This window comes from Nostoc sp. FACHB-892, assembly GCF_014698795.1.
In the GTDB taxonomy this organism is placed as follows: domain Bacteria; phylum Cyanobacteriota; class Cyanobacteriia; order Cyanobacteriales; family Nostocaceae; genus Nostoc.
Genome location: NZ_JACJTR010000011.1, coordinates 38,587 through 65,402 on the forward strand (window position 1 = coordinate 38,587; position 26,816 = coordinate 65,402).

At 40.7% G+C, this 26,816-nt stretch carries 20 protein-coding genes; 10 read left to right on the plus strand and 10 right to left on the minus strand.

Annotation, left to right across the window (positions count from 1 at the left end):
• The first annotated feature begins 33 nt into the window (after positions 1-33).
• The 3 genes from rpmA to H6G96_RS16430 all read left to right on the plus strand — a co-directional run bounded on the left by rpmA (position 34) and on the right by H6G96_RS16430 (position 2,711).
• Entirely contained in the window at positions 34-330 is a 297-nt protein-coding gene (gene rpmA / locus H6G96_RS16420) for a 50S ribosomal protein L27 (protein WP_190912453.1), read from the plus strand.
• Between the two features lie 230 nt (positions 331-560).
• Positions 561-1,277: a molybdopterin-dependent oxidoreductase gene (locus H6G96_RS16425; protein ID WP_190912454.1), complete on the plus strand. Its 717-nt coding sequence runs from the start codon at positions 561-563 to the stop codon at positions 1,275-1,277.
• Positions 1,278-1,517: 240 nt separating this feature from the next.
• Positions 1,518-2,711 carry an NADH:flavin oxidoreductase/NADH oxidase gene (locus H6G96_RS16430; RefSeq protein ID WP_190912455.1) on the plus strand — a complete coding sequence of 398 codons (1,194 nt, stop codon included), beginning with the start codon at positions 1,518-1,520 and terminating at the stop codon, positions 2,709-2,711.
• 170 nt (positions 2,712-2,881) lie between these two features.
• Here the strand turns inward: H6G96_RS16430 and H6G96_RS16435 are convergent, their stop codons facing one another.
• Together H6G96_RS16435 and H6G96_RS16440 are read right to left on the minus strand one after the other, a co-directional pair.
• On the minus strand, positions 2,882-3,583 hold the full coding sequence (locus tag H6G96_RS16435; RefSeq protein WP_190912456.1) for a hypothetical protein: 702 nt from the start codon (positions 3,581-3,583) through the stop codon (positions 2,882-2,884).
• Between the two features lie 256 nt (positions 3,584-3,839).
• Positions 3,840-4,067: a hypothetical protein gene (locus H6G96_RS16440; protein WP_190912457.1), complete on the minus strand. Its 228-nt coding sequence runs from the start codon at positions 4,065-4,067 to the stop codon at positions 3,840-3,842.
• Positions 4,068-4,934: 867 nt separating this feature from the next.
• On the opposite strand from H6G96_RS16440, the gene H6G96_RS16445 reads away from it, so the two are divergent.
• From H6G96_RS16445 to H6G96_RS16460, 4 genes are all read left to right on the plus strand, one after another.
• Entirely contained in the window at positions 4,935-5,942 is a 1,008-nt protein-coding gene (locus H6G96_RS16445; RefSeq protein ID WP_190912458.1) for a zinc-binding dehydrogenase, read from the plus strand.
• A gap of 84 nt (positions 5,943-6,026) precedes the next feature.
• A complete protein-coding gene (locus H6G96_RS16450) occupies positions 6,027-8,225 on the plus strand; it encodes a pentapeptide repeat-containing protein (RefSeq protein WP_190912459.1) in 2,199 nt (732 codons plus the stop codon).
• A 652-nt stretch (positions 8,226-8,877) separates the two neighbouring features.
• The gene (locus H6G96_RS16455; protein ID WP_190912460.1) at positions 8,878-9,747 is read left to right on the plus strand and encodes a hypothetical protein; all 870 of its coding nucleotides are present in this window, start codon (positions 8,878-8,880) and stop codon (positions 9,745-9,747) included.
• 367 nt (positions 9,748-10,114) lie between these two features.
• On the plus strand, positions 10,115-11,908 hold the full coding sequence (locus tag H6G96_RS16460; RefSeq protein ID WP_190912461.1) for a hypothetical protein: 1,794 nt from the start codon (positions 10,115-10,117) through the stop codon (positions 11,906-11,908).
• Between the two features lie 95 nt (positions 11,909-12,003).
• Here the strand turns inward: H6G96_RS16460 and H6G96_RS16465 are convergent, their stop codons facing one another.
• The 6 genes from H6G96_RS16465 to H6G96_RS16490 all read right to left on the minus strand — a co-directional run bounded on the left by H6G96_RS16465 (position 12,004) and on the right by H6G96_RS16490 (position 18,049).
• Complete coding sequence (locus H6G96_RS16465; RefSeq protein ID WP_190912462.1) at positions 12,004-13,467, minus strand: serine hydrolase; 1,464 nt, start codon at positions 13,465-13,467, stop codon at positions 12,004-12,006.
• 101 nt (positions 13,468-13,568) lie between these two features.
• Positions 13,569-14,210, minus strand: coding sequence for an FMN-binding negative transcriptional regulator (locus tag H6G96_RS16470; RefSeq protein WP_190912463.1), 642 nt, complete (start codon positions 14,208-14,210; stop codon positions 13,569-13,571).
• A gap of 128 nt (positions 14,211-14,338) precedes the next feature.
• Positions 14,339-15,178, minus strand: a complete 840-nt coding sequence (gene dapF / locus H6G96_RS16475) for a diaminopimelate epimerase (protein WP_190912464.1) — start codon at positions 15,176-15,178, stop codon at positions 14,339-14,341.
• A 48-nt stretch (positions 15,179-15,226) separates the two neighbouring features.
• Entirely contained in the window at positions 15,227-15,706 is a 480-nt protein-coding gene (locus H6G96_RS16480) for a GNAT family N-acetyltransferase (RefSeq protein ID WP_190912465.1), read from the minus strand.
• 123 nt (positions 15,707-15,829) lie between these two features.
• A complete protein-coding gene (locus H6G96_RS16485; RefSeq protein ID WP_190912466.1) occupies positions 15,830-17,431 on the minus strand; it encodes a 2-isopropylmalate synthase in 1,602 nt (533 codons plus the stop codon).
• A 96-nt stretch (positions 17,432-17,527) separates the two neighbouring features.
• Entirely contained in the window at positions 17,528-18,049 is a 522-nt protein-coding gene (locus H6G96_RS16490) for an NYN domain-containing protein (protein WP_041565194.1), read from the minus strand.
• Positions 18,050-18,412: 363 nt separating this feature from the next.
• Here H6G96_RS16490 and H6G96_RS16495 point away from each other — a divergent pair, with 363 nt between their 5' ends.
• The gene (locus H6G96_RS16495; protein ID WP_190912467.1) at positions 18,413-18,559 is read left to right on the plus strand and encodes a hypothetical protein; all 147 of its coding nucleotides are present in this window, start codon (positions 18,413-18,415) and stop codon (positions 18,557-18,559) included.
• Between the two features lie 230 nt (positions 18,560-18,789).
• Positions 18,790-21,150, plus strand: a complete 2,361-nt coding sequence (locus H6G96_RS16500) for a serine/threonine-protein kinase (protein ID WP_190912468.1) — start codon at positions 18,790-18,792, stop codon at positions 21,148-21,150.
• Between the two features lie 230 nt (positions 21,151-21,380).
• On the opposite strand, the gene gorA is transcribed toward H6G96_RS16500, so the two are convergent.
• Both gorA and H6G96_RS16510 read right to left on the minus strand, forming a co-directional pair.
• Positions 21,381-22,727 carry a glutathione-disulfide reductase gene (gorA, locus tag H6G96_RS16505; protein ID WP_190912469.1) on the minus strand — a complete coding sequence of 449 codons (1,347 nt, stop codon included), beginning with the start codon at positions 22,725-22,727 and terminating at the stop codon, positions 21,381-21,383.
• A gap of 325 nt (positions 22,728-23,052) precedes the next feature.
• Positions 23,053-23,520: a hypothetical protein gene (locus H6G96_RS16510; RefSeq protein WP_190912470.1), complete on the minus strand. Its 468-nt coding sequence runs from the start codon at positions 23,518-23,520 to the stop codon at positions 23,053-23,055.
• 322 nt (positions 23,521-23,842) lie between these two features.
• Here H6G96_RS16510 and H6G96_RS16515 point away from each other — a divergent pair, with 322 nt between their 5' ends.
• Positions 23,843-26,731 (plus strand): NACHT domain-containing protein, encoded by a 2,889-nt coding sequence (locus H6G96_RS16515; protein ID WP_190912471.1) that lies wholly within the window; start codon positions 23,843-23,845, stop codon positions 26,729-26,731.
• The last annotated feature ends 85 nt before the right edge of the window (positions 26,732-26,816 follow it).

Here is a 26,816-nt window from a genome sequence, read left to right on the forward strand (position 1 = left end):
AATAAATAAGAAGAAGATACACAAGAGGAAATCATGGCTCATAAGAAAGGAACAGGTAGTACACGCAACGGTCGTGATTCTAATGCCCAACGTCTGGGTGTCAAGCGTTATGGCGGTCAAGTTGTGCGTGCAGGAAACATTCTCGTGCGTCAGCGTGGTACTAAATTCCACCCTGGTAACAACGTCGGTATTGGTAGCGATGACACTCTGTTTGCCTTAATCGACGGTGTTGTAATGTTTGAGAGAAAGGGCAAAACCCGTAAAAAAGTTAGTGTTTATTTACCTATAACTGCTGTTCAGGAAGCCCCTGTTGAGGCAGTAGCAAGTTAGAGTGTTAGGGTGGGTACTGTTACCCACCCTAATCGCTAGTTAGCCCTGGCATGATGGCCAGATTTTCCTAAATATTCCCAACAGTTGCTTAAAAGTCGCTTTGTTCCTCTGTTGCTCATAGATTAATATCAAAAGCATCAAAGCGCAGATATTCTTCACTAACAAAATATTATTTGCCCTGAAGATAGGAAGTATCCGTCTAGTTAAGTCTATGTTCTTGTAGAGGTGATATGAGTCTGATTCTTCCCAAACGCACCCTATCCCGTCGTCGGTTACTGCAAGTATCTGGACTTTCAGGAATAGGCTTTCTTTTAGGTGGCTGTGGGACAAATTTGTTCTCAGATAATCTGCGGCAAATATCTGAGCCACTGAACCAAAGTCTTGAAGCACTCCTACTAAGTCAGAAACCTGTACCTGAATTTCCTGTTAGTGCGATAGAACCAGACAAATTGCTGATTAATACCTTTGACTTCACCCCGCAAATTGATCCAGCGCAGTTTCGCCTGACGATTGATGGCGAGGTTAGTAACGCGATGCAATTGAGTATGGGGGATATTCAAAAACTTCCCTTGACTTCAATGGTAATTCGCCATGTCTGTGTTGAAGGCTGGGCTGCGATCGCTCAATGGGGAGGTGTGCGATTGCGAGACTTGGTAGCGCTGGTACAGCCTAAATCAAACGTCCGTTATGTCTACTTCAAATCTGCTGATGGCTACTATGAAAGTTGGGATATTGCCTCTGCTGTACATCCCCAAACTCTTATGGCTTATCAAAAAAATGGACAACCATTATCAGTTGATAATGGTGCGCCTATGCGTCTAGCATCCCCAATTAAACTGGGGTACAAGCAAAGCAAGTGGGTGACTCAAATTACATTCGTTAGCAATTTGTTGCCTCGTAAAGGCTATTGGGAGGATCAGGGCTATGAATGGTTTGCAGGGCTATGAGGGGGCAGGGAGCAGGGGAAAATTTTACCTTGTCTGTTTGCAATGGGATGTTTTTTTATTTGGAAGCTCCTTCCATCTCTACACTATAGAGGGATGGGGAATTATGAGAATTAGTTAAAAATCGTTTGGGAAGTGAGAAAAAATCAGACACCCAATATCTGAAACTCCTTATCTAGAATTGATTTTGCCGAGCTAACTCGGACACGGGGTTTAGTCCACAAAGCACGGAAAAGTAACAGCATGACTACAGAGAATCTAAGTACCTTGCCATCATCTCCAGCCCAGACAGAATTAGAATTAATAGATTCCCCTGGCTGTCAATCAACGAGTCTGCACGATTCGGATGTACCGGAAGTAGACTTATTTAGTCCACTGAAAATTCGAGATATCACCCTGCCAGATCGCATAGCGATGTCACCAATGTGTCAATACTCGGCAGAGGATGGATTCGCAAATGATTGGCACTTTGTCCATTTGGGGAGTCGGGCTGCTGGAGGCACTGGGCTGATTGTAGTTGAAGCTACAGCCGTGACAGCCCAAGGACGAATTACTCCCGGCGATCTTGGTCTTTGGGACGATATGCACATTGAGCCACTAGCTCGAATTGTACGCTTCCTTCGTCAACAGGGAGCGATCGCAGGAATTCAATTAGCCCATGCTGGCCGGAAGGCGAGTTGCAATGTTCCCTGGCTGGGTGGTACACCGCTAACACCTGAACAAGGAGGTTGGCCGGTAGTCGGGCCAAGCCCAATTCCGTTTCAAGAGGGCGGCCCCGTTCCCATCCCTCTCGATGAAGCTGGGATTGAAGAGGTGATTGAAGCCTTCGTTGCCACAACCGGGCGTGCCCTTGAAGCGGGCTTTGAGATTATCGAAATCCACTCGGCTCATGGATATCTACTGCATTCTTTTCTTTCGCCGCTAAGTAATCAGCGAACAGATCGTTACGGAGGTTCCTTGGAGAACCGAATGCGTTTGTTGCTGGAGGTTACAAGACGAATCCGAGAGATTCTGCCAAGCGGGATGCCGCTTTTTGTGCGCCTCTCTGCTACCGACTGGATGGAGGGAGGTTGGGATCTCAAGCAGTCAGTTATATTATCCCGTGAACTAAAGGAATTAGGCGTTGATTTGATCGATGTTTCCACAGGAGGTTTAGTCCCTCATGCCAGGATTCCCGTGCAGACAGGTTATCAAGTGCCTTTTGCTGCCAAAATCCGAGAAGAGGCTGGGATTAGGACAGGGGCTGTGGGGATGATAAAGGAGGCTGAGTATGCCAACCAAGTAATTACTCGTGGATGTGCAGATTTGGTTCTCATCGGTCGAGAAATGCTCCGCGATCCATACTGGTCGATTCGTGCCCGTTGCCATTTGGATGAAGAACCGAACTGGCCTTTGCCCTACGGCTATGCAGTTAAGCAACAGAGACGGGGGAAATAACAATTCAAAAAATTATTTGTAATATGTGATTGCGATTGCCACAGTGCGATCGCAGTTAATTTGTGCCTAACCGCAGATGAATATGATAGCGATCGCCTTAAGAAAAGCTATCTATTTATTTTAACTAAAAATTGGTGCTATTACAGCTTTACTTTTGGGTTGGCAAGCGCTTACAGTTTATCTTTATCCAGGCTTCCAGAAATCATATTGCTTATTTCTTGCAAACATATCCTGGCAAAATAAGTTAACCAACAAGTAATTCCTAATAACTTAAACATATCTTCTAAGACAAGATAAATATTAAGTATATTGTTATCAGTCAAAACATCACTGATAATAGATAAACTAAAAAACGCAATAGAAGACAATAAAATAAAAAACTCAGTTTTCTTGATGATTTTGATATATCTAATAAATAAACTTAATGCTAATGCAATATAAATAGTAAAAGTTACATGACTCTTAATACCAAAGTATATTGGGAAAAAGCTTTCATGAAGCAAGAAAAAGTCATCCAATAGCAATAAAAATGTTAATAATCCTGACAGCAATAAAAATGAGGCTACTTTATTAGCCTTAGCATCTTGTTTGAGTATAATATAACTAAAGAGACAAATTACTACAGAAGTACACCAAAGCAATACACCAATATTTGAAAATAAACCTGCATAAAAAGGGATGTCTCCTATTACGGCTGTATCTTTAGTTAAAATAGATGGAGATAAGTTAGGTTTTAGTGTAAAAATTAGTGAAACGAAAGAAAACGGTACTAATGTTGTAACAACTGTTAATAAAATAAGTTTTATTTGACTATGGATTGATATTCGGTAATTTGCGCTTTTCATAAGTTTCTCATTTAAACCTTGAGGCATTTACTACAAATGTTGTAGTATGTATTTTTAAGAAAACTTTAATTTCTGCTAACTAGCATTATTTTTATGTGTCAGATTACTACTTTGGATATATGAAGTTAACAGCTAATAAATATATGTATATTTGCTTAAAAGCTCAAATATTTACAACACATATCTAGGCATCCTCTGTGCTAGACAGGAATTCCTTTTGAGCTTGACTGATAGCTTCATTCAGTCGTTAAAACTGAAAGCTTTGATTGGTAAGGGTCTAATGTTAATATGAGGTTAAGTCTTTTATAATACGATTATCTATCATCTCATACAAAAGAACAATATTCAATCTATTCAAAAGATCAAGCAAGTAAGATACTGTGTAATAGGTTTCAGTTAAGGTTTTACTTAAAAAGTATATTGTCGGTTGTTCTTCGTCAGCGATTGGATTAAAGCCAAATATTATAGTATTTAACTTTGCTGGCTGTTGTAGGCTTTGCTTTAGTCCCATCTCGGATGGAGTTATTTTGCCAATTGGCGATACGACTTTCGCCTAATTCAGCAGCGGCTTATATAACTTTATTAACTTATTTTCGAGACTTGAGAGAGCATTTACATCCTGGCTGCAAGCCATCCAGAGTTCTGGAATGCTGATATGCAAACAATGAAGTTGCGATCGCATATTAGGGCAGATGGTGTATTGCAAATCCACTGAAATGCTGATTCTACCGTACAACAATAAGTAGTTATTATTCGCTGCAACTGAACTTGAACTCGGGCTTTTCTCCGATCGCATCCATAGGGGCTAATTTATCGCCCTTGAGCATAGATACAGCAGCGTGAATTTGTTCAAATTCTGTCAATAAAGTAAGCAGTGTCTTGGCTTGCAATAATCTGAGAATCCATCGTTTGATCAATCTTGAAGCCGCATGAAAATCTAAAATCAATATATGATTTTAGTTACTCAACAAAATGATAGAGGAGTATGGTTCGCGAAAACCAGCCGCAAATCGCGTTAGTTGATTTTATGTTGAAAGACCGAAAAACTATAGCCTAAGAGGATTTACAATCTGTATAGACAAAGTTTTTTCCACATCCTGTGAAAAGTCAGACGCTTGAGAGTATCATCGCAAAAAAAGTTTGTTACCAAAATTGTTACGAGTGCGTTGTCACTGGGTAGTTAATTTATAATGATATATAGTTAAACTCCTCACACCACACTGAAAGCCGTGAAACATAATGTTTCGCGGCTTTTTCCCTTTTTAAGAATGAGGTAGGGACAATCCTTTCTTAAGCATTATTATGTCCATAACTTTGTGTTCACCCGTTGCGCTAAAGTTGCAAATGAACGTGCATCTAAAGCCAGGAGAAAAGAGTAGTGAAAGCAGTCTTGATGACAGCAGTTGGCAGTCCCGAAGTTCTGCAAGTACAGGAAGTGCCAAACCCTGCTGTTCCCGTAGGAAATACTGAACTTTTAGTGCGTTTGCTGGCGGCTGGCGTTAACCCCATTGACACTAAACTTCGTAGCCGAGGCAGTTTCTACCCTGATCGCACACCGACAATTTTAGGATGTGATGGTGCAGGTGTAGTAGAAGCAGTGGGTACTAGTGTTCAGCGTTTTCGCCCAGGTGACAAAGTATATTTTTGCTACGGCGGATTAGGCGCACACCAAGGTAATTATGCCGAATATACCGTTGTGGATGAGCGGTTTGTGGCACGTAAACCCGCGTCTATCTCCTTTGCCGAAGCAGCAGCAGCACCTTTGGTATTAATCACTGCCTGGGAAGCTTTATACGAACGGGGAAGATTGGAACCTGGGGAACGGACTTTAATTCATGCGGGTGCTGGTGGTGTCGGGCATGTAGCAATTCAATTGGCGAAACTCAAAAGCGCTACTGTTTCTACCACAGTGAGTTCTGAAGAAAAAGCTAATTTCGTCAGACAACTAGGTGCTGATCATGTAATTTTTTACAAACAAACAAACTTTGTGCAAGCAGCATTAGATTGGACTGGCGGCGAAGGTGTAGACTTGGCTTTTGATACTGTAGGTGGTGAAATCTTTCACAAAACCTTCCCCGCAGTGCGAGTATATGGTGATATTGTGACGATTCTCGAACCTGATGCTAATACTGTTTGGAAAACTGCTAGACAACGCAATCTCCGCATTGGTTTAGAATTAATGCTCACACCAGCGTTGCTAGGATTAGAAGAAAGCCTCCAGCACCATGCAGAAATTCTCGAACAATGTGCCACCTGGATCGATGAAGGCAAGTTAAAAATCCATGTTAGTCACCAGTTTCCTTTGAAAGAAGCGGCTAAGGCGCACCAACTAATTGAAAGCGGTTCTGTGACAGGTAAAATTGTTCTACTCATTAGCGACGAATGATCGAACAATTTGCATAACTTATTTTTTAAACGCATAGGCGCTTCTCTACGAGACGCTACGCGAACGCTTTCCCGCAGGGTAGGAATGCAAAAGAAAGCGCAGAGGTATGCAGAGAAACGCCTTTGCGTTCCTTTGCGTTTAACATTTGCGCTCCTTTGCGTTTTATCAATTCTCCTCTTACTCCCCCTCCCCAGTTCAGCAGCACAAACGCAACCAGAACGCACACTTTTAACTCTGGAATTATTACAAGAACGTCTACGCACACCCACACTGCGCGAAGGCAATTTAACGGTGGATTTGCAAAAGATGGTAATTGATTTGCGCCCAGAAAATACTAGCTTTCGTGATGCTTTTTACCAACTGTTACGAAAAGACCTAGGTGCAAAACCTCTGGGTTTAGACCTCAGTTATACCTTAATTTTAGGGGATTTTGTGGGCAGCGATTTGGGTTTAAGAACACCCTTATATGCCCAAGCCATTGCTCCGATTTTCACCGTTACCGAACAAAAAGAACTAGAGCGTTTGCGCTTCGTTTGTCTGGAGTCACTCACGAACTCCAAAGATTGTCGATCGCTTTTGGGAACACAGTCAACTCCATCGAGTGAAATTGCTGTCTTTCGTGGTGTCTTGACACTGGTGCAAACTCGTTTCAATGGCGAAATGAAGTTCTCTAATACATTCTTTCTTCAGTCTGTGGATGCCCAAGGTGCAACTTTTCTCCAATCCACTAATTGGACTGAAACCCGATTTGGTCGTCCCGTTAGCTTTAGCGGTGCTAAATTCAAGCAACCAAGCAATTTCCAAGGCAGCATTTTTTTTGAAAAAGCTAATTTTAAACAAACCCAATTTCAAGAACTCGCTGATTTTCAAGGCAGTATATTTGAAAAGACTGCCAACTTCAACCAAGTAAGTTTTAAAGAGTTGGCTAAATTCAATAGTGTACAGTGGCAAGAGAACGCTGATTTTTCTGATGTCCGCTTTGCGAATCAAGCGCAGTTTACTAAAGCAAATTTTAATCAGTTGCTCCTTTTGGCAGAAGCGACTTTTGAGCAAGCTGTCATTTTTCGAGAGGTGGAGTTTAATCAATCGGTAAATTTGCAAGGTGCAAGTATTCTCAACCAAGCAGATTTTAGCGATGCGAGATTTTCTCCAGATGCTTGTCTAAGCGTACCTGGTTTAACTTTTAACTCTAACCAAGCAAAAATTTTAGGTAATCCTGGTCAAATTGGTAAGATGTTTTGTATCCCTACACTGCAAGGTAATCAAAACATTTTACGGAATTTAGGGCAAAATTTCCGTCAGCAACAACAAGTTGCCGATGCTAATGAATTGGAATATACAAAACAACAACTGCGATTAGTAGAAATGAGTCGTCGTTTGACGGCTACAAATATTAATAGTGCCTCCGTTGCAAGTTTGATTAAACTGGGTTTTTCTGCAACTCAAGCCGAAGCGATCGCCCAGCGTCGTCTGATAAAATTGTTTCGCAGCAGCAGTGAGTTACTAACCTTAGCAGACATTGATTTAGAAAAATACACACAACTGAGTAAGCGCTTAATTGTTGGTGAACCCCTTTCCATCGTTGGGTGGTTACTGCAATCTTGGAGTTGGTTGGGGTTGAGTGTACTGTTGTTATTGAGTGGCTATGGTACGAATTTTTGGTTAGTGTTTGGTGTGGGAGGAGTTGCGATCGCTTATTTCGGCTTACTATTTTGGCTAGTAGATCGCTATCGTCGGCTGCATCCTGTACCAATTATTCCCACATCCTACGAAACCATTTCGATATTAGTCAGTTTTAGCGTTTTAGAATTCTTCAGCTTACTAGCCATCTTTCGCAATGCTCCACAACCTTGGTTGACATTGGGGTGTCTTTTAATAATTATCGTCCCCATACCAATGGCTTTATTGATTCGACTTTACCAACAAGGCCGTTATCACAACTTAATGGACATTTCTTACTTCACAGAAGACGGCACATTTCGCCAGTTACGATTGTTAATTGGACGTTTGCCGGTGATACCAAGGAATGAGACATTTCGGGAACGATATATGCCTCTGTTGTGCGATCGCCGTTGGAACTGGCTCAATTACTATGATTTTAGTCTCAACAACCTAGTTAAATTAGGATTTAACGACATTCGCCTCAGAGACGAACACCTACCTGGCATCATCTCTGCACTTGCTTGGTATCAATGGAGTTTGGGTTCAATTTACATCACTCTCGTTTTGTGGACACTTTCCCGCACAATTCCGGGATTGAATTTGCTGATTTATCTGAAGTAATCCTTGCACTTAACCTTTTTTCATTGCACTTCTTAGTGGTGCTAATATGATGCAATCTATCGCAGGGTAACAGTAAGGGTATTATTTATTATCAGTCTCGCGGTAGAAGTGAGTGGCGTAAATAATTAAAGGTTTGTGGTGAGGGCTGAAGCCTTTACTACGAAGTAATTTCAATGTATTTAACATTAGTTGATATAGTTTAGGTTATTCTCACCGACTTACTTAATGCCAGATAAAAGTGATAGAATTCCGGATAAATGCAGATTAATTAAATATCTAAATAATTGGCAAACTTATCAAAAAATTCTTCATTGCAATATAGTATTTAAACCGAATTAAATTTTATTATACAAACATCTCGGTTAACTTTTTAACTTATTGTCTCCAAGTATCTACAAGTTTGATAAATATATCAAAATATTTTTCATTGTCCTTCAAAATTAAATCATATACATTATAAGTGTGAAGTAGCATTGATTAAAAATTGATTATCATACACCTAATAAAGATAACCAAATAATTCAATAGCTACCAACTAGTATTGCTAACAATAAAAACAGCAAAAAAGTCATGAACTAAACTTAAATTTCTGTCTATTTTATGTTGCAATGCTAGCAAGATTTTTATCCAAACAATAAAAGGATTAATCCTAATGGCAGAAGATACGAGTAAGAGTAATAATAATAGCGGTAAATCCTCTAATAGTGGGAACAATCCGCTTGGACAATCACGCTTCAGTCGCTTGGGAGAAGTTCTCAGTGAGGAAGAGCAGAAAAATATATTCAGTGGTGTTGGTAATAGAGAAGGTGGTAGTGCTGGTGGCGATGCCGGTGGTGCTGGTAGCAAGAAGCCTGATTTACCCTATAATAATAATCCTTTCGCTGGCGACAACTTCTGGAATATCTTTGCAGGCGGTGTCAACCCAACAGACCAATCCGCAGGCGGCGGTGGTGGTAACTCATCCGCAGACGGTAGCGGTGCTGGCAGCCCTGGTGGCTTTGGTGGCGGTGCTGGCGGCAGAGACCTTTTGACTGGTGGTGGTAGCCCATCCGCAGCCGCAGGTGGTGGCGGTGCTGGTGGCTTTGGTGGCGGTGCTGGTGGCTTTGGTGGCGGTGCTGGTGGCTTTGGTGGCGGCGCTGGTGGCTTTGGTGGCGGCGCTGGTGGCTTTGGTGGCGGCGCTGGTGGCGCTAGTGGTGGTGATAACCAAGGTAGTGGCACCGACCGTGGTGCTGTCTATGGTATTAGCACAACTGAAATACCAAACCCGTTGGATTTGAGGCTTACTATTGACAAGCTAATTGATTCAAGGCTTGACAAGGAACTGGGTGGCGGTGCTGGTGGCGGTAACCCATTTGCTGGAAGTGCCGGTGGCGGTAGCCCATTTGGTGTTGGTGCCGGTGGCGGTGGCGGTAGCCCATTTCCTGGAGGTGACGCTGGCGGTGCCGATGAAAGTAGCCCATTGCCTGGAAGTGCCGGTGGCGGTGCCAGTAGCCCATTTAATAGCGGATTTAGCGGCAGATAAGGATTTGGTGTTCGATAAATTCCGTTCGCTTAATAGAATTATTGCAAAAATCAGCAGATAAGAGGAGAACAATAACGAGTTCTTTAGTACATAGTATGCTAGTACAGCTTGGCGCAAATAAACATAGCATTCGATAAAGCTGAAAAACGTGTATTATCGGTGATGTGCCTTCTGCCTTATTGTACTAGTTTGCTATTTTACGCTCTGGAACTCTTTATAGGTAAGTATTTAAGAAATATTTTCTGTTAGTTTGACAGTAAAATGATTAAAGCCTTTATTTTAGAGAGATTTTGGGTTTAACAAATTCATAATTGGTATAAGAAGTACTGAAGACCCCATAATTTTTTAACTAAAAATAGGAAAATTAATGCCAATGGAAGAGTCTGCTGTCAATCCCCTTAATGGTGGAGTTAATACCTCAAGTGCAGGTGGCGCTAGTAACCCGTATAGCGGTAGTTCCTTTGCTACCAATGGCAGTTTGTCTCCTGAAGGTAGGCCGTTGACGGGTGGTAGCAATCTGTTATTAGGTAACGGTAACAATCCCATTGCAGGTGGCGCTATTAACCCGTTTGCAGGCGATGGTGGCAGTGGACTTCAGAAGTTGATCTTTGATCGATTAAAGTCAGTTTTGGGTGATAACTTTTTCAAGGATATTGACAACACATTGGCGGGAGGTAGTAACCCGTTTGCAGGCGGTGCTAATCCGTTTGCAGGAGGTAGTAACCCGCTTGCAGGCGGTTCTAATTCGGTTGCAGCTGGTGCTAATCCCTTTGCAGGCGGTGCTAACCCATTTGCAGGAGGTGGTAACCCGGTTGCAGGCGGTGCTAACCCCTTTGCTGGCGCTGGTAATCCGATCGCAGGTGGTGGAAACCCCTTTGCTGGCGCTGGTAATCCGTTTGCAGGTGGCTCTAATCCGTTTGCAGGAGGTGGTAACCCGATCGCAGGTGGGGCTAATCCCTTTGCAGGCGGTGCTAATGGTAGTAACCCGTTTGCAGGTGGCTCTAATCCGTTTGCAGGAGGTGGTAACCCGATCGCAGGTGGGGCTAATCCCTTTGCAGGCGGTGCTAATGGTAGTAACCCGTTTGCAGGTGGCGCTAATCCGTTTGCAGGAGGTGGTAACCCGATCGCAGGTGGCGCTAATCCCCTTGCAGGCGGTGCTAATGGTAGTAACCCGTTTGCAGGTGGCGCTAATCCATTTGCAGGAGGTAGTAACCCGATCGCAGGTGGTGCTAATCCATTTGCAGGAGGTGCTAATCCGATCGCAGGTGCTGGAAGTTTGCTTCAACAATCACCTTTCGATCCGTTAAAAGAAGTCCTTGGTAATGGTAATAATATACCCTCTAGTAACGGTGGGAATACATCTAATCCTGGTAGCCAACGCTTTAATGAGGGCAACGCACCGGTTGGTAATGGTAACAGGAACTTTGGTAGTAATAACGCAACTATTGGTAATTTTAACTCGGATTATGGCAGTAACAGTGCAACCATTGGGAATGGTAACTGGAACTTTAATAATGACAACACAACCATCGGTAATGGCAACTGGCTATTTGGAAAGGGTAACACAACCCTTGGTAACGGCAACTGGTATTGGGACGACGGAAGTAATAATGCAACATTAGGTAATGGTAATTGGCACTTTGGCAGTGACAACGCAACCATTGGAAACGGCAATTGGGACTTTGGTACAAATAACACAATTATTGGTAATGGTAACTGGGTTTTTACTAGTGGAAATGAAATTATTGGTAATGGCAATTGGTTAGCGAATACTGATAACACAAAAATTGGAAACGTTAATAATATCAGCAGTTTACAGTTATCCCCACTAGGGATAAAAACTGATGTTAACAATCTAATTGACTCTCTTATAGGTAAAATAGGTCAAAATTTTCTTGGGTTCACAGGAAATTTTGATGAATCGAGTAGCCAAACCTTTAACCGCCTCATCTCTTCTAAAAATGTTGGCAATGACACTGATATATCTAGCGATATTGAGCAACTTTTGGCATCACTCAGCCCAATTCAAGAAAATTTCATCAATTATCAGCCTGTGCAAAACCCTCAGCCTGTCTCAGAACCTGCTTCTTCAGTGTCATTGGTAGTAATGGGACTTATGTGTTTGCTGTTGTCACTGTTGAAAAAACAACAACACTGTTAACGTAAATTCACTCTTTCTAAACTTATTGCGATCGCAACGCAGTCTTAATACTACTCGCTTCAGAAGATTTGTAGGTTGGGCTGCGCTTGCTTTTTTCACTCCCGTCTCTCTGCCCTAATCTGCTTATCCGCTTGTTGTCTTAAACTGGTGACACCTGCTTGGCTTAAAGTCATTGCAGTGATATTGCCTGTGTCATCCCTTTCAAAGCAAATACTTGTATTTACTGTTTTAGCAAAGAATTCTAACTCTGATGTAGGAAAAAACTGTAACGGTGGTTGCTGGTCAAATTGTATAAACAAATTTTCATTCTGGGTCACTACTTTGAACTGCAATCCAGACTTTGTTGAGTATAACCCTGAGTACTTCTCAGTTTGCGACAGGGTGATGATTGGTTTTTCTTTCTCAAACACGTCAGGCCAGTCATACTCAAGCGCGATCGCTCGCATTACTTCTTGTATCAGTTCAACTTCATTCGAGTTGAGCATGACAACAGCACCTTTTCCAATATGCGCGTAAACACGCATCAATGCTACAAATCCTTTATTTTTACCACTATGAAAAAAGTAGAAACCATCACCAATTCCACCACCCGCAAAGAATCCTAATCCCACAAATAATCCATTCCCTAAACCTACAAATGATTCATTTGCTCCTTGGGTTTGCTCGATCTGCTGGGGACGCAACATTTCTTCTACCGTCTCTTTACTCCACACACTAGGAGAGAACCCATGCAATACTCGCAACAGTTCAACGCCAACTTTGGCTAAATCTGATGCCGTTGTCCACAAACCGGCTGCTGCCATCTCAGGATAAATGTGGTACTTGCCTTCAAGTGGAACACCAGAAAACGGATGAGCCGTTGCTGCTTTTTCTGACCAATCATTGGGAAGCGGCTGCTGGTAAGTGCTATTTGTCATACCCAACGGATCGAGTACCAATTCGCGCATAATTTCTGAAAAAGGTTGCTTGAGCAAATCAACCAATACCTGTTGAGCAACTGTTATGCCGCCACCCGAATAGCGATGATGCAAACCAGGGATGATATTGACCTCCACTTTATCGGTATTGGCTGGAGGTTCGCCATTGAGAACTTGAAGTGTGGTTGGCAATGGATCTGAGTTGGAATAGCCTGGAAAACCATGCACCGTAAAGCCAGCAGTGTGGCTTAATAATTGGCGTAACGTTATTCGAGGTTGCCAATCTGCGATCGCAGGTACACGCCATGAGGTGAGATAGGTATTGACATCCTCATCCAGATTGAGACGACCTTGCTGTGCAAGATGCATAACTGCTAAAGCAAAAACAGGTTTGCTGATTGAGGCTGCTTGAAACAATGTGTTTGGTGTAACTTCACGAGTTGTTTTGGCCTCACACACCCCAAATCCACGCGCCCATTCGATTTTAAAATCATTAATAACTGCAATACTGATACCTGGGGTGTGGTGATGTGCTAATTGCTCACTCAATGTTTTCGGTAGACCAAATTTTCCTTCTAACGCCGTTGCTGGCAGAAGATTATTGATGACACCCTCAATGCGTTGCTCAATGGATTGCAGCATTGGTATACGCCACTTTTGCGTTCTAAATTTATCAGTGCTATCTAATTTTAACTCTGCGATCGCACTACAAAGTTAAGTTAATACATCGACCGCCTAGGCAATTATCCCGACAAATTTTCACCAGTTTCAAGATTCTGTTTCATTGCAGCACCTATGCCATGAACAGTTGATTCTGTACTTTGTAACAACGAATGTGCAACATTATTCTGGTCAAAATGACTGCGATTTTGGCTAAGTTTGTATTTGCCTTCCAACCGTGTCACGGTCATCTCAAAACCAATGATGCCGTTCATCATTCCTTCGCGAAAGTTATCGGATAAACTATGCCATTGAGATTTATACTCAGAACCATAGGTGTCAATCATCTCCTCAATCATCTTATCCATCAATTCTGGCGAATCACTGAGGGTAATAACTTGGGGCACACCATAAGCGTGTACAGCGATGTAGTTCCACGTTGGTACACTCTCTTGTTTCTCATACAAAGATGGCGAAATATAAGCATGAGGGCCAGTGAAGACAGCCAGTGTCTCGCCTACCCCAAAGACCTGCCATTGAGGATTTGGTTTAGCAAGATGACCCGATAGCTTAACCACATTATTTTGCACTGTGACAACTAGCGGAATATGTGAGGCAATAGGGACATCATTTAAAATAGACACCAATGTGGCAAAACTATTAGCATGCATGAAAGTGACAAGTTTTTCAATGTCATCTTCTCGAAAAGCGCTTGGGATGTACATGATGCTTTAACCTTACTCTCATTCCTTTGGACACATAATAACGAGAGATGTTGTAGTTTTTTAAGGTATAGGTATACTTTTATCGCTCAAACGCCCTTAGAGAAAATCATAGTCTTATGGTGCGATCGCTAATCTACAAACAATTCTGCTGATAATTCACCTTCAGCAACCTTTGTTACAGAACCTGTCATAGAAATCGTAAAATCATTGTTGATTTGGATCAAAATTTCTCCACCAGGCATTTGCACAGTAATAGAGGAATCGCACAAACCAAGTTTATGTGCAACAGCCGCGGCTGCACTGCTGCTACTACCTGAAGCTAAAGTGTAGCCAGCGCCCCTTTCCCAAATTTCAATTTGGATGGTATTTCGGTTCAAGACTTTCATGAATTGAACATTAGTACGATTTGGAAAAAGGGGATGAACTTCTAATATTGGCCCATACTGTTTGGCAATGGCGGGCTTGACTTCAGCTAAAGGAATTACACAGTGAGGATTGCCAATAGTCGCGGCACAAAAGGTAAAAGTTTCATCGCTAAGATTGATTCTTTCTTCAATTACTTCTCTGCGATCGCCAACTACTGGGATATCATTACTCCAAAAGCTAACTTTTCCCATCTCTACCCGAACCGTTTTCCCTGCATTTTGGATAACCGATTGAACCAATCCGCCTACAGTTTCAATTGAGAATGACTCTTCGCTTACAAGGCCTCTATCCCAGAGATAGCGAGAAAAAATCCGCAGTCCATTACCACTCTTTTCTGCCTCACTTCCGTCTGGATTGAAGATGCGTAATGCAAACTGGGCTGTTTCAGATGTTAATGGGCCCAACAATATACCATCTGAGCCAATTCCAAAATTTCGATGGCAAATTATTTTAATTTTTTCCGAAGTAAGTGGAAATAATAAATCCTGGGGATTAATAACTAGATAATCGTTGCCAAGAGCATGATATTTGTAGAACTTCATCAATTTAGGTTGATCACACACCACTACAAGGCAAAAAAAATGCTGTACTTAAATTAAACCTAATTGCATTATATTCCCTTCAGAGAAACCGATGCTGGAGTAAACTGGTTTACCCGATGGCGAAGCGTTAAGAAGCACTCGCGTGCAACCGATGACTTTTAAATATTCAATTGCTCTATTAGTTAGGCATTTAGCAATGCCTTGTCTGCGGTAAGATTGTTCAACGTAAACCCCCCAAATATATCCAAATTTGCGGTATTCATCTTTGAAAACATTCGGGTACAAACCTGCAAACAGTTGACAGCTTGCAGAACCCACAACTGTATTATCAACCTCTGCAACAAAAGCATTATAAAACAAATCTCGACGCGCCTCTTTTATGAATTTGAGAGTAGTATTCTGCCACTCCAAATGGATATTACTCTCATGCACACCAATATCTAGCCACATTTGATAAAAGTGTTTTGCAATCAGTAAGTCTTCTGTGGTTGTGGCTTCTCTAATATTGATATGTTGTTCTGTTAGCATGATTTTCCAACGAATTTTCGGAACTCACACTTAACTCCTCCCCTAATTAGGGGAGGAGTTTTTTAGCTGATGCTAAAAATAAGGTGCCGTGCTTTTATTATGAGCAGTTTAACAGATAGATTCTCAGACTTTCTGTGTAGATACTTCTTGCTTTTCTTGAGTTCGCAAAGATGCATACAACCTATTTAACGCATTTACATAAGCTTGTGCAGATGCCACGATGATATCTGTGTTCGCTGCATGACCAGAAAACACTTTAGATTCATAACGTAAACGAATTGTCACTTCTCCAATGGCATCAATACCTGCTGTTACTGACTGCACAGAAAACTCAATCAACTCGTTGGGCACATTCACCACACGGTTGATGGCTTTGTAAACTGCATCTACTGGTCCAGTGCCGATCGCAGCATCGGTTAATTCTTCACCTTCTGGGGTGCGGAGGGTGACTGTAGCAGTGGGGCGGGCGTTGCTACCACAGGAAACTTGCACCAACTCTACCCGGAACAAATCGGGTGCTTGTTGGATTTCATCGTTAACGATCGCTTCCAAATCCCAATCAGAAATATCTTTCTTTTTATCTGCTACCTCTTTGAATCTGACAAATGCTTTATTTAACTCAGTATCTGACAGTTCAAAGCCCAATTCTTTCAACCGGGTGCGGAAAGCATTTCTCCCTGAATGTTTGCCCAAAACTATTTGATTGTCTGTTAACCCAATCAATTGAGCATCCATAATTTCGTAGGTGAGCTTATTTTTTAGCACACCATCTTGATGAATTCCAGACTCATGAGCAAAGGCATTCGCCCCGACGATCGCTTTATTTGGTTGTACTAACATTCCCGTCAAATTGGAAACTAAGCGTGAGGTTTTGTAAATTTGTCGGGTGTCGATATTTGTCAGGGCTTCTTGAGATTCTTCTGGTCTTCCCAAATAGGGATTAAAATATTGCCGTCGCACATGCAGCGCCATCACCAATTCTTCTAGTGATGCATTTCCGGCACGTTCGCCAATGCCATTGATGGTACATTCTAGTTGCCGTGCGCCATTTTTGACCGCTTCTAAGAAGTTAGCAACTGCCAAGCCTAAATCATTATGACCGTGAACGGAAATAATCGCTTGGTCGATGTTGGGGACATTTTCGATAATCCCCTTAATGATTGCCCCAAACTCGCTAGGGGTGGTGTAACCAACTGTATCGGGAATGTTAACTGTTGTTGCACCAGCTGCGATCGTTCGCTCTAACACTTGGTAAAGAAATTCTGGATCGGAACGAGCCGCATCCATCGGCGAAAATTCCACATCTGTCACGAAGGACTTGGCATAAGCTACCATTTCTTCGGCGATCGCTAGCACTTCTGCCCGTGACTTCCGCAATTGATACTCTAAATGTATGTCAGAAGTCGAAATAAACGTGTGAATTCTGGCGTTAACTGCGGGTTTTAATGCTTCTGCGGCTGCTTCAATATCTGCTTTAATTGCTCTTGCCAAACTGCAAATTACCGGGCCATTTTCTGTCCCTACAATTTTGGCAATCTTGCTGACTGCTTCAAAATCTCCGGGACTGGCAAAGGCAAAGCCTGCCTCAATTATATCCACACCCAAACGCGCCAGTTGCTTGGCAATAACTAGCTTTTCATCTATATTTAGAGTCGCTCCTGGACACTGCTCTCCATCTCGCAGTGTAGTATCAAAAATGATGATTCGATCTGTTTTGTTTGTCATTTGCGGTTTTTTGTTTAGTTTTTACTTGTGGATCAAAATATCTTCAAACTTAGTTTTTCTTTATACTCTTGCCTTTGTAAATAATTGTTAAGAATACTAACCTTCTGTTTTTTCTATTTGATCTCTGATATCATTTAAATCTATATATCTGTCAGTAGCATTGCGTAGCTCTCTAGCTATCATTCCTTCTGTCGATACTACTGTAATATGTGTATTTTTTGATCGTAATAGTTCGATTGCTCTTTCAAAATCTCCATCACCACTGAATAATACTACTCGGTCATACTGGTCTACTGTATTAAACATATCTACAACAATTTCAATATCTAAATTCGCTTTTTGCGAGTAACGACCAGAAGTATCATCATAATATTCTTTAAGAATTTTAGTTCTGACTGTATATCCTAGACTAATTAGAGCATCTCTAAAACCTCGCTGATCTTGTGGGTCTTTTAAGCCAGTGTACCAGAATGCATTAATTAATGTTGTTTCTGATTGCTCATGTTTGAAGTATTCTAAAACTCGCCGCGGGTCAAAAAACCAACCATTTTTTTGTTGAGCATAGAACATATTGTTTCCATCTACAAAAATAGACAGACGATTCATTGGAGAACCCATACAAATTTACACCTAATAATATATATGAATTTAGATGGAACAATAGATTATAGCAATTTTCAAATGCCTTGTTTGCTAATATCTATAAACTAACTCTTCATCTGTAGCTTTTATCCTACCTCTTTCAAGGCATAAAAACGCCTGCAACATTGGAGTTGAGATCCTGGGTGCTAAACCTTATTCACCTCCGGCACTGCAACAGCCACCCTGTGATCAAAATCTACCAATAAAATTGAAGCAGTAACAGGATTCATAGCTGGATAACACTAAAGTTTACTCCTAAAGAGGTATGGCATAGGCTTAGGGTAGGATATAAGTTGATGCCTATCTATAGGTAAAGCTTTCATTATAAGGATATGCTTTATGGAGAGTACCAATATTGCGCCAAAGACAGAAGACGGACTTGGAACAGCTTCCGGTAATACACCTAGTCAAGAGAGTACTTGTTGGTTAAATGAAGCTAAAATATCGCCGCAACCAAGTACAGAGACGAAGCAGATCCAGCTATAATCTGTGAGACGATCACTAGTTGTAACTCACTCAACAGAAAAATAATAAGTTAGACAGTACCTGAGTAGGAATCTCTTGGAGACTATCTTTGCCAATAAAAGTTTGTTGATGAATAGAAGATACTTTACAAATGTATAAGATTGTCATTTAAGTCTTATTTCAATGTGCTTGTACTAAAACGTGGTCTGAATAAATAAAAGTGTTGGACTTAAATCAATCAGTAACACGATATGGCAGAAAAACCTACATCTACCTTAACTAAAAACTATGTCTCTACTGCCAATAGAGTGTCAAGTAAACCGACAAAAGTAACGTCAACAGCATCGGCTCGCCAGTCTAGGTGGATGCTTCGCTTAGGCCATCTCCTCGCTGGTGCTTGGGCAATAGGTGCAGGAGTACTGAGTGCTTCTGGTGGGGAATTGGTTCAATTGATGGAAAATAAGGCGCTTTCTGGCTTTTTTCAAGTGCGTGGACCGATTTTGCCTCCAGAAGACATCGTAATTTTAGCAATAGACGATCAGTCAATATCAGTTCCCGAACAGTACTATAGAACAAATCCGAAACAGTATGCATACTTAGAAACACTGAAATCTTATCCTTATAAACGGGCTGCATATGCTCAGATAATTACAAAGTTAATGAAAGCAGGTGTCCGTTCTGTAGGGGTAGATGTCGTTTTTGACACGCCAAGTAGTTATGGAGTGGCTGACGATCGCCAACTCCAGGCAGTATTACAAAAATATGGCAGCAAAGTTACCTTAGCAGCCGTCTACGAAAATTCCCAGATCCGCCAAGGGTCTTTTATGCAATTAATTGACCCACAAGAGATGTTTCGTATAGGGTCAGTGTCCATTGGCTCAGTTAATTTCCCCCTAGAGGTAGATGGTAAAGTTCATCAATTGGGAAGTGAGTTTTCTAAGTTGTTAGCTGAAGATAATTTGATCGAAAATCTACCCACTTTTGATGAAGCAACGCTCAGGGCAGCACAAGTCAATTATCCCCAACCAAAGGGCAATCGCATTCATTTTTGGGGGCCTGCTGGTACATTTGAGCAAATACCCCTTTGGCATGTACTCGACCCGGAGAACTGGAACACCTATTTGCAGCAGGGAAAGGTCTTCAAAGACAAGATAGTGCTGATTGGTGCAACAGATAAGTTACATAATGATTATTATCCAGTAGCTGTTAGCAACAGCACTAAACGGATGTCAGGCGTGGAAATTCACGCCCATGCGATCGCAACTTTGATGAAAGGTAAAGCCATCGCCCCAGGAATTGATAGTCGACCGTTGCGGGGTTTGTTTGTGCTAATTATAGTTGGCAGTACAGCCTTGATGATTAGCAGACGCAAGCATAGTATCAATAGATTTCTATATAGCCTTGCCCTCTCTGGCACTTGGGTAGGAATTAGCTATGGGTTATTTGTCTATGGTCAGTTAATTTTCCCCACTACTGTACCAATGATTGCGATCGCGATGACCGGACTTTGCTATCTGACAACCTCATTGGTGAGAGAAAGCATCAAAAAACGCCAAATAGTAGACATTTTTCAGAAGTATAAAACTTCCCCTGTTGTCCAAGAGATTATTAGCCAACAAGATGACTTGCAAGACCTAATTCAGCAACGAGATTTAGCCTTATCAGGAAAAGTCCTGGCTCGACGCTACAAAATTGTCAAAGTTCTCGGTTCCGGTGGATTCAGCGAAACTTACATTGCCGAAGATACCCAACGTCCTGGAAATCCACGATGTGTTGTTAAACAACTAAAACCAGCCAACACCAAACCAGAAGCTTTGCAACTTGCCAGACGTTTATTTAGCTCAGAAGCGCAAACACTCGAAAAATTGGGAACACACCCTCAAATTCCGCAACTTTTGGCGTATTTTGAAGAAGATGAAGAATTTTATTTAGTACAAGAACAGATCATTGGTCATCCTTTAAATCAGGAATTGCCAACAGGCAGAGCAATTGAGGAAATTGCAGTGATCAAAATTGTCAGAGACTTATTGCAAACATTAACATTTGTCCATAAAAACAATGTGATTCACCGGGATATTAAGCCCAGCAATATCATCCGCCGACATTCAGACGGTAAACTAGTACTGATTGACTTTGGAGCTGTCAAAGAAGTCAGTACAAGACAGCTTGATCATCAAGAGCAAACCCCCTTCACTATTGGCATTGGTACTCAGGGTTACGCACCAAGTGAGCAATGTTTTGGGCGTCCACATTACAGTAGTGATATCTATGCAGTCGGCATGGTTGGGATTAAAGCCTTGACTGGTATAACACCCCGTGAGCTAGATAGAGATGCTGATGGAGAGATAAAATGGAGCGATGCCTACGGCGGTAAACTACGCTCTCAAGTGAGCCACTCTCTAGCTAAGATTCTCAGTAAAATGGTGCTTGAAGACTTTAAGGAGCGATATCAGTCGGCATCAGAGGCTCTTGAGGATCTTAAAGTTTTTAACGATATTGTAAGTTCCCAAACCATATACCCCATGCAACAGGATGACTCATTAATGAATACTTTAGATGAATTAGGCGCTCCCACAAAATCTTGTTCAGAAACATCTTCAGAAACTACTTAAAGAGGACGCGGGGACATTAATAAGGGCGCAGGGGCAGGCAAAAAGGTATAAACCTCGCTTGTAGGCTAAAGCACTCGTGCTTCTTTTTTCGCTTGGTTAACGTGAGTTCGACAAGTCTTATTTGACCTTTCTCCGACACGGAGAGGGGAGCAAAAAGCTGAATTTTTCGTTGCTCCTCCCTCTCCGAAACGGAAAGGGAGGCTGGGAGGGAGAGATTCATCGAACTCACGTTAATTTAACGACAGGAATTCTTCTCCTGCTGTGGGATGAATGCCTATTGTTTCATCCAAGTCTTCCTTGGTAATGCCTTTGCGAATTGCCACACCCAGACTTTGAATGATATCTGCTGCATGTTCACCCACCATATGAGCGCCTAAAACTTTCCCAGAATCACCATTTATCACTACCTTTATAGTGGTTGATTGATTCTGTTCGATTAACTGATATAACAGTGGCTGGAATTGGGTGCAATAGCATTGTACAGATTCACCAAATTTTTCCCGTGCTTTTGCCTCCGTCATTCCCACACTAGCCGCTTCTGGACGGCAAAAAACAGCAGTAGGCACATAATCATAATTTAGTTTTTGCGCCTTGTTGCCAAAAACTGTATCGGCAAAGGCAATACCTTCTGCCTTAGCCACTGGAGTCAATTGCACGCGGCTGGTGCAGTCACCCACAGCAAAAATGTTTTCTTCACTAGTGCGGCTGTATTCGTCTACTTTGATTGCACCATGTTCGCCAAGTTCAACATGGACATTTTCTAAACCAAGATTCTTAGTATTTGGAGCGTAGCCTGTGGCAACTAAGATGGTATCTGCTGTAATTATTTCTTGGCTCTCACCAGTAATAGTTACCAAAAAACCTTCTTCTGAAAATTTGATTTCATCAACGGTGCTGTTGGTGAAAAACTTAATTCCGCGTTTAGTCAAACCTTGTTGTACCGCAGAGCAAATGTCATCATCAAACCCCGATAAAATCATCTCGCCTCTTTCAATTACCACCACCTCACAACCAAAAGCGTGCATCATGCTGGAAAATTCTACGCCAATGTAGCCGCCGCCAATAATTGCCAAACGTTTCGGTAGATAGGGTAAATGAAACATCTCACGGGATGTAATGGCGTATTCTATACCTGGGATTTTGGGCTTGAGGGGTTGCCCTCCCACAGCAATTAAAATTTTGTCTGCTGTAACTTTGCGTCCATTTATATCGATAGTATGGGTATCGATAAAAGTGGCACATTCGGAAATTAGTTCAATTCCAGCTTTTTGCAATTGCTGAAAATACGACTGGTTAATGGTGTTAATATGCTGATGTACTGACTTAATAAATAATGTCCAGTCAAAATATGTTTGACAGTCACTCCACCCATAACTGTGCGCTATTTGATTTTGCAGGGCGAAATCAGCAGCGTAGACAATAAGTTTTTTAGGAACACAACCGCGATTTACACAAGTCCCACCAACGGATTCTTGTTCGGCGATAGCGACACGTACACCGTAACTAGCTGCTTTTTTAGCTGCTGCCAATCCTCCAGGCCCAGCACCAATGACAAACAAATCGTAATCAAATGTCATAAAAATCTGTCCCTTTTTCACTTTTTGGAAAGCAGAGCTATTTCATCCCTTATAGTTATTCAAACAAAACTTCATCTACTGCCTTTGGGTGGACAATTTGAGATTAAACCAGGCTGATATGTAGCACATAGCGGCATTAATCGTAATTACATCCAAAAAGAACAGCATAGGCGCAGCCCGCCGTAGACATCGCTCGATTATTGCTAAGTTATATTACATTATGTTACCAAACAAGCATTTTGTCTATTCTACAAGAGGTAGATGTTTGCGTAGGCGTAGCCCGTAGTATACATCGCTTCTGTTGGGTGGGTATGCGATCGCACTTTTACGCAGCAACTGCACTGAAGAAGAAATTCAGCCGATTAAGCCATTGATGCCAGACATGAATTAGCCTTGCACGGTCAAATTCAAAAATCTCTGCTTCCTCACCTGGCAACACTACAACGATAAGAGCATGGTTAATTTTGCAGTTAAAGAGGCGATCGCTATAATACCGATTTATCGCACCACCATAAGCAGCTAGTTGTAAAGGCTTGTCATAAAGCTTATCAATTCTCAGTTTTGGTTCTTCGGCTGTAGTCCATTCAATTAAATGCGGAACACCTTGATAACGAGCAACCAAATCAAATTTCCCGGCGTAAAGTTCCTTATAGTTAGGCACGGCTTGTTCAACCAGTTGAACATCGCTAAGTTGGTTTAGCACAGATTGAACGCTATCCCAGTAAGGCTGAATCAGGCTGCTGTCAGGTTTGGGTGAGTAACCTTGCAAGTGTTCTTTAATCAACTGGTGCAAGGCATTTCCTCGGCGACGGCTGTTAGCAGCGATTCGATTTGCTTCTGCATCGCCAACTTTATTACGCCAATGGGAAAGGGCGGCTACAGACTTTGGTGGCTGTGTCGCTTTTAAAACTGTGGTGACAGCAGGAAGAAGAACACTACCATTGCCTTGATAGTAGCATCGTCCGTTGATGTAAGTAGATTTTATAAGTTGCGAGTAGTGAATTACTACATCAACTTTTGCGTTAGCCTAGTACACAAGTAATACACATACTGTGAGTCTTTGTAAATAGATAGAGTACACAGATGTGTACTATGGTTTGGATGTTCTGAAGAATATGAATAAACAACACTTCAATCAAGTATTTAATCAGCTAAGTGATAGACGAAAGGAAGTATTACTGAAATTGTTAGCGAACGAAAAAGATCAAGCGATCGCAAAATCTCTGAATATCGAACCAACAACGGTTAGAAAACATCGTCAGGAGATTTGCGAGGCATTTGGCTTAACGAATGAATTTCAAGATCAACGCCGTTCAAAGCTTCCCGAATTGATTACTCTGTTTGCCAAGTACAAGCCTGAGTTATTAAATCAAGCTAGTTTAGAATTCCCACAATCTGAAAATATCACTGAAGAGAAAACGATATTTAATAATTCTGACGCAGGCGTTAAGCTACAAGATGAAGTATTTGCTATATTGCAAAAGGCAACATTGTTGCAGATTACACCGTTTCCAGAAACTATCAAACAACTAGAAGATGCTCTTGAAAAGATTCCATCATTAATAAATGAAAGACAAATTCGCAAAGCTGAATTATTAGAATTAAATAAAAAGTCGAAAAAAGAAAAACTCAATGCTAAAGATGATGATAAATTAAGATTTCTTGAAAAAGATATTACCTTACAAGATAGACAAGAGTTTTTAGCAAGAGATACAAACTTAAATATTTTTTATATTAAACAGTTTTTTGATAAAATCCCAATAGAAAAGTCAAAATTTATTAAAATATGCTTAGTATTAAATATTGATTGGAAAAACCTTACAGATATATATTTTGTAAAAACACTAGTTTTATTAGTACCGCAGATACGGTTACAATACTCTCAAAGAATTACATATTTTTGTGGGAAGCTCAATGTATTATATCTCTCAAAGTCTCTTGAAATAGATGAGCTTTATGTAGATGTGAATATACTAGATAATCCGCCCAGTTACCAATGGTTGGACTTTACGGATATACCTCAAGTTTATAACCCACAGACACATGAATTTGATCGCTTGGGCTTAGGGAAAGTTACTCAAGAAAGAGTTGCAGGAGTTTTTGCTGTAGAAAAATATCAGAATTTAATGGTACTAGGTAAACCAGGCGCGGGTAAAAGTACTTTTTTGAAACATATAGCAGTCCAATGTAATCAAGGTACATTAGAAGCTGACAGAGTTCCTATTTTTATTGGAATAAAACAATTTGCTGATGATTCCAGAAAAATAGGACAATACGATTTATTAAACTATATCCGTAAAGAGTTTGAAATTTGTGGTATTACCGAAGCTGCATTAGTAGATAACCTCTTAGAATATGGCAGATTGCTTATTCTGCTTGATGGATTAGATGAGGTATCGCAAGAAAGTAGTAATCAGGCAATACAATGTATTAATAGTTTTTGTAATGTTTTCTTTAAGAATAAAATTATTATTACTTGTAGAATTGCTGCTCAAAAATATAAATTTTTTAGCTTTAAAGATATTGAAGTAGCAGATTTTACATTCGAGCAAATTAAGGTTTTTGCTAAAAATTGGTTTATGGCAGTTGACAATAAATCTGAAGAAGATGGAATTTTTAAAGCCTATCAGTTTATAGAACAGCTAAATTGCCCAGAAAATCAACAATTAAAAGATATAGCCGTAACACCAATTTTGCTAACTTTACTATGTTTAGCTTTTCAACAAAAAACACAATTTCCTTCTAATAGAGCAACTTTATACAAACGGGGAATAGAAGCTTTATTAATAAAATGGGATGAAGCGAGAGGAATTAAACGGGATGATGTTTATCGACAACTATCTCTAGAACATAAAATAGAACTTTTGACACAAGTAGCAACTAATACGTTTGAAAAAAATCGTTATTTTTTTACAAAATATGAAATTCAGGAAGAAATTTATAAATACATTTTTACTTTAAGTTTTATCTCAAATGATACAGCTACATTAAAAAATAATAGTAGAGTAGTTCTAGAATCTATTGAGGCTCAACATGGCTTGTTGGTAGAAAGAGCGCAAGAGCTTTATTCTTTCTCTCATTTAACATTTCAAGAGTATTTTACAGCAACAAAGTTCAAAAACTTGATTGATAATTGTGATATTAAAGTGCATAGTTTACTGTTGAATGTTTCAGATGAACGCTGGCGTGAAGTCTTTTCAATAGCTACTAATATGACCTGGAATTCTGAACAAATACTTTTTTTAAAGAGGGTAATTGATAATTTTATTAGTAGTGAGGGAGAAGATGAGTTACAAGAGTTGTTATTATGGTTAGAGGAAAAATCAAATTCAGTCGCAGTAAAATATAAGTTAGTAACTGCTCGAACTTTTTATTTTTCTCTTGCTTTAGATATGATTTATAACTCTAAAAAGAGTTTAACTAGTAATATAGACTTTACTCTAGTCTGTGACATAGATGAAGAATTTTCAATAGATATTACAGGAGCTTCCAATTATATTGATTCTCTTAATCTTACTAATTCTACAGAATTGGCACTTGACTTAAATCTTATCAATAAAATTAGAGTTACCTCTGCTGCTGCTCCTATAGATACTATTGCTATTTCTCAAAACTGTACCTCTAACTCCCAATTGAATAAAGAATTAATACAACTTGGACATAGATTACCTCAGTGGGATATTACAGGCAATTATGAAAGTGATAATAGTGAAACTGATGAAATAACAGAGTATGATAACTGGTGGAAAGAAAATGGTGAAGATTTTATAGAAAAATTAAGAAATATAATAATTCAGCATCGCAACATAGGACATAATTGGGAATTTATTAATTCTCGAAATTATAAATTATTGAAGAATTATTACTATGCTAATAAGCTTTTGGTTAATTGCCTAAATAATGCTGATAAAGCTAAAACTATTAGTTCCAAAATACGATCGCACATCGAAGACACCCTACTCTTACCCATCGCTGAAATAGAAAAACGACCATTCAAAAATTAAATCGCCTTCTTCTTTGCATGGTGCGGGGGTTGAACCCGCTAATCCCCACAATGGTGGAGATGTAACCGATAACCTTAAATTCTTC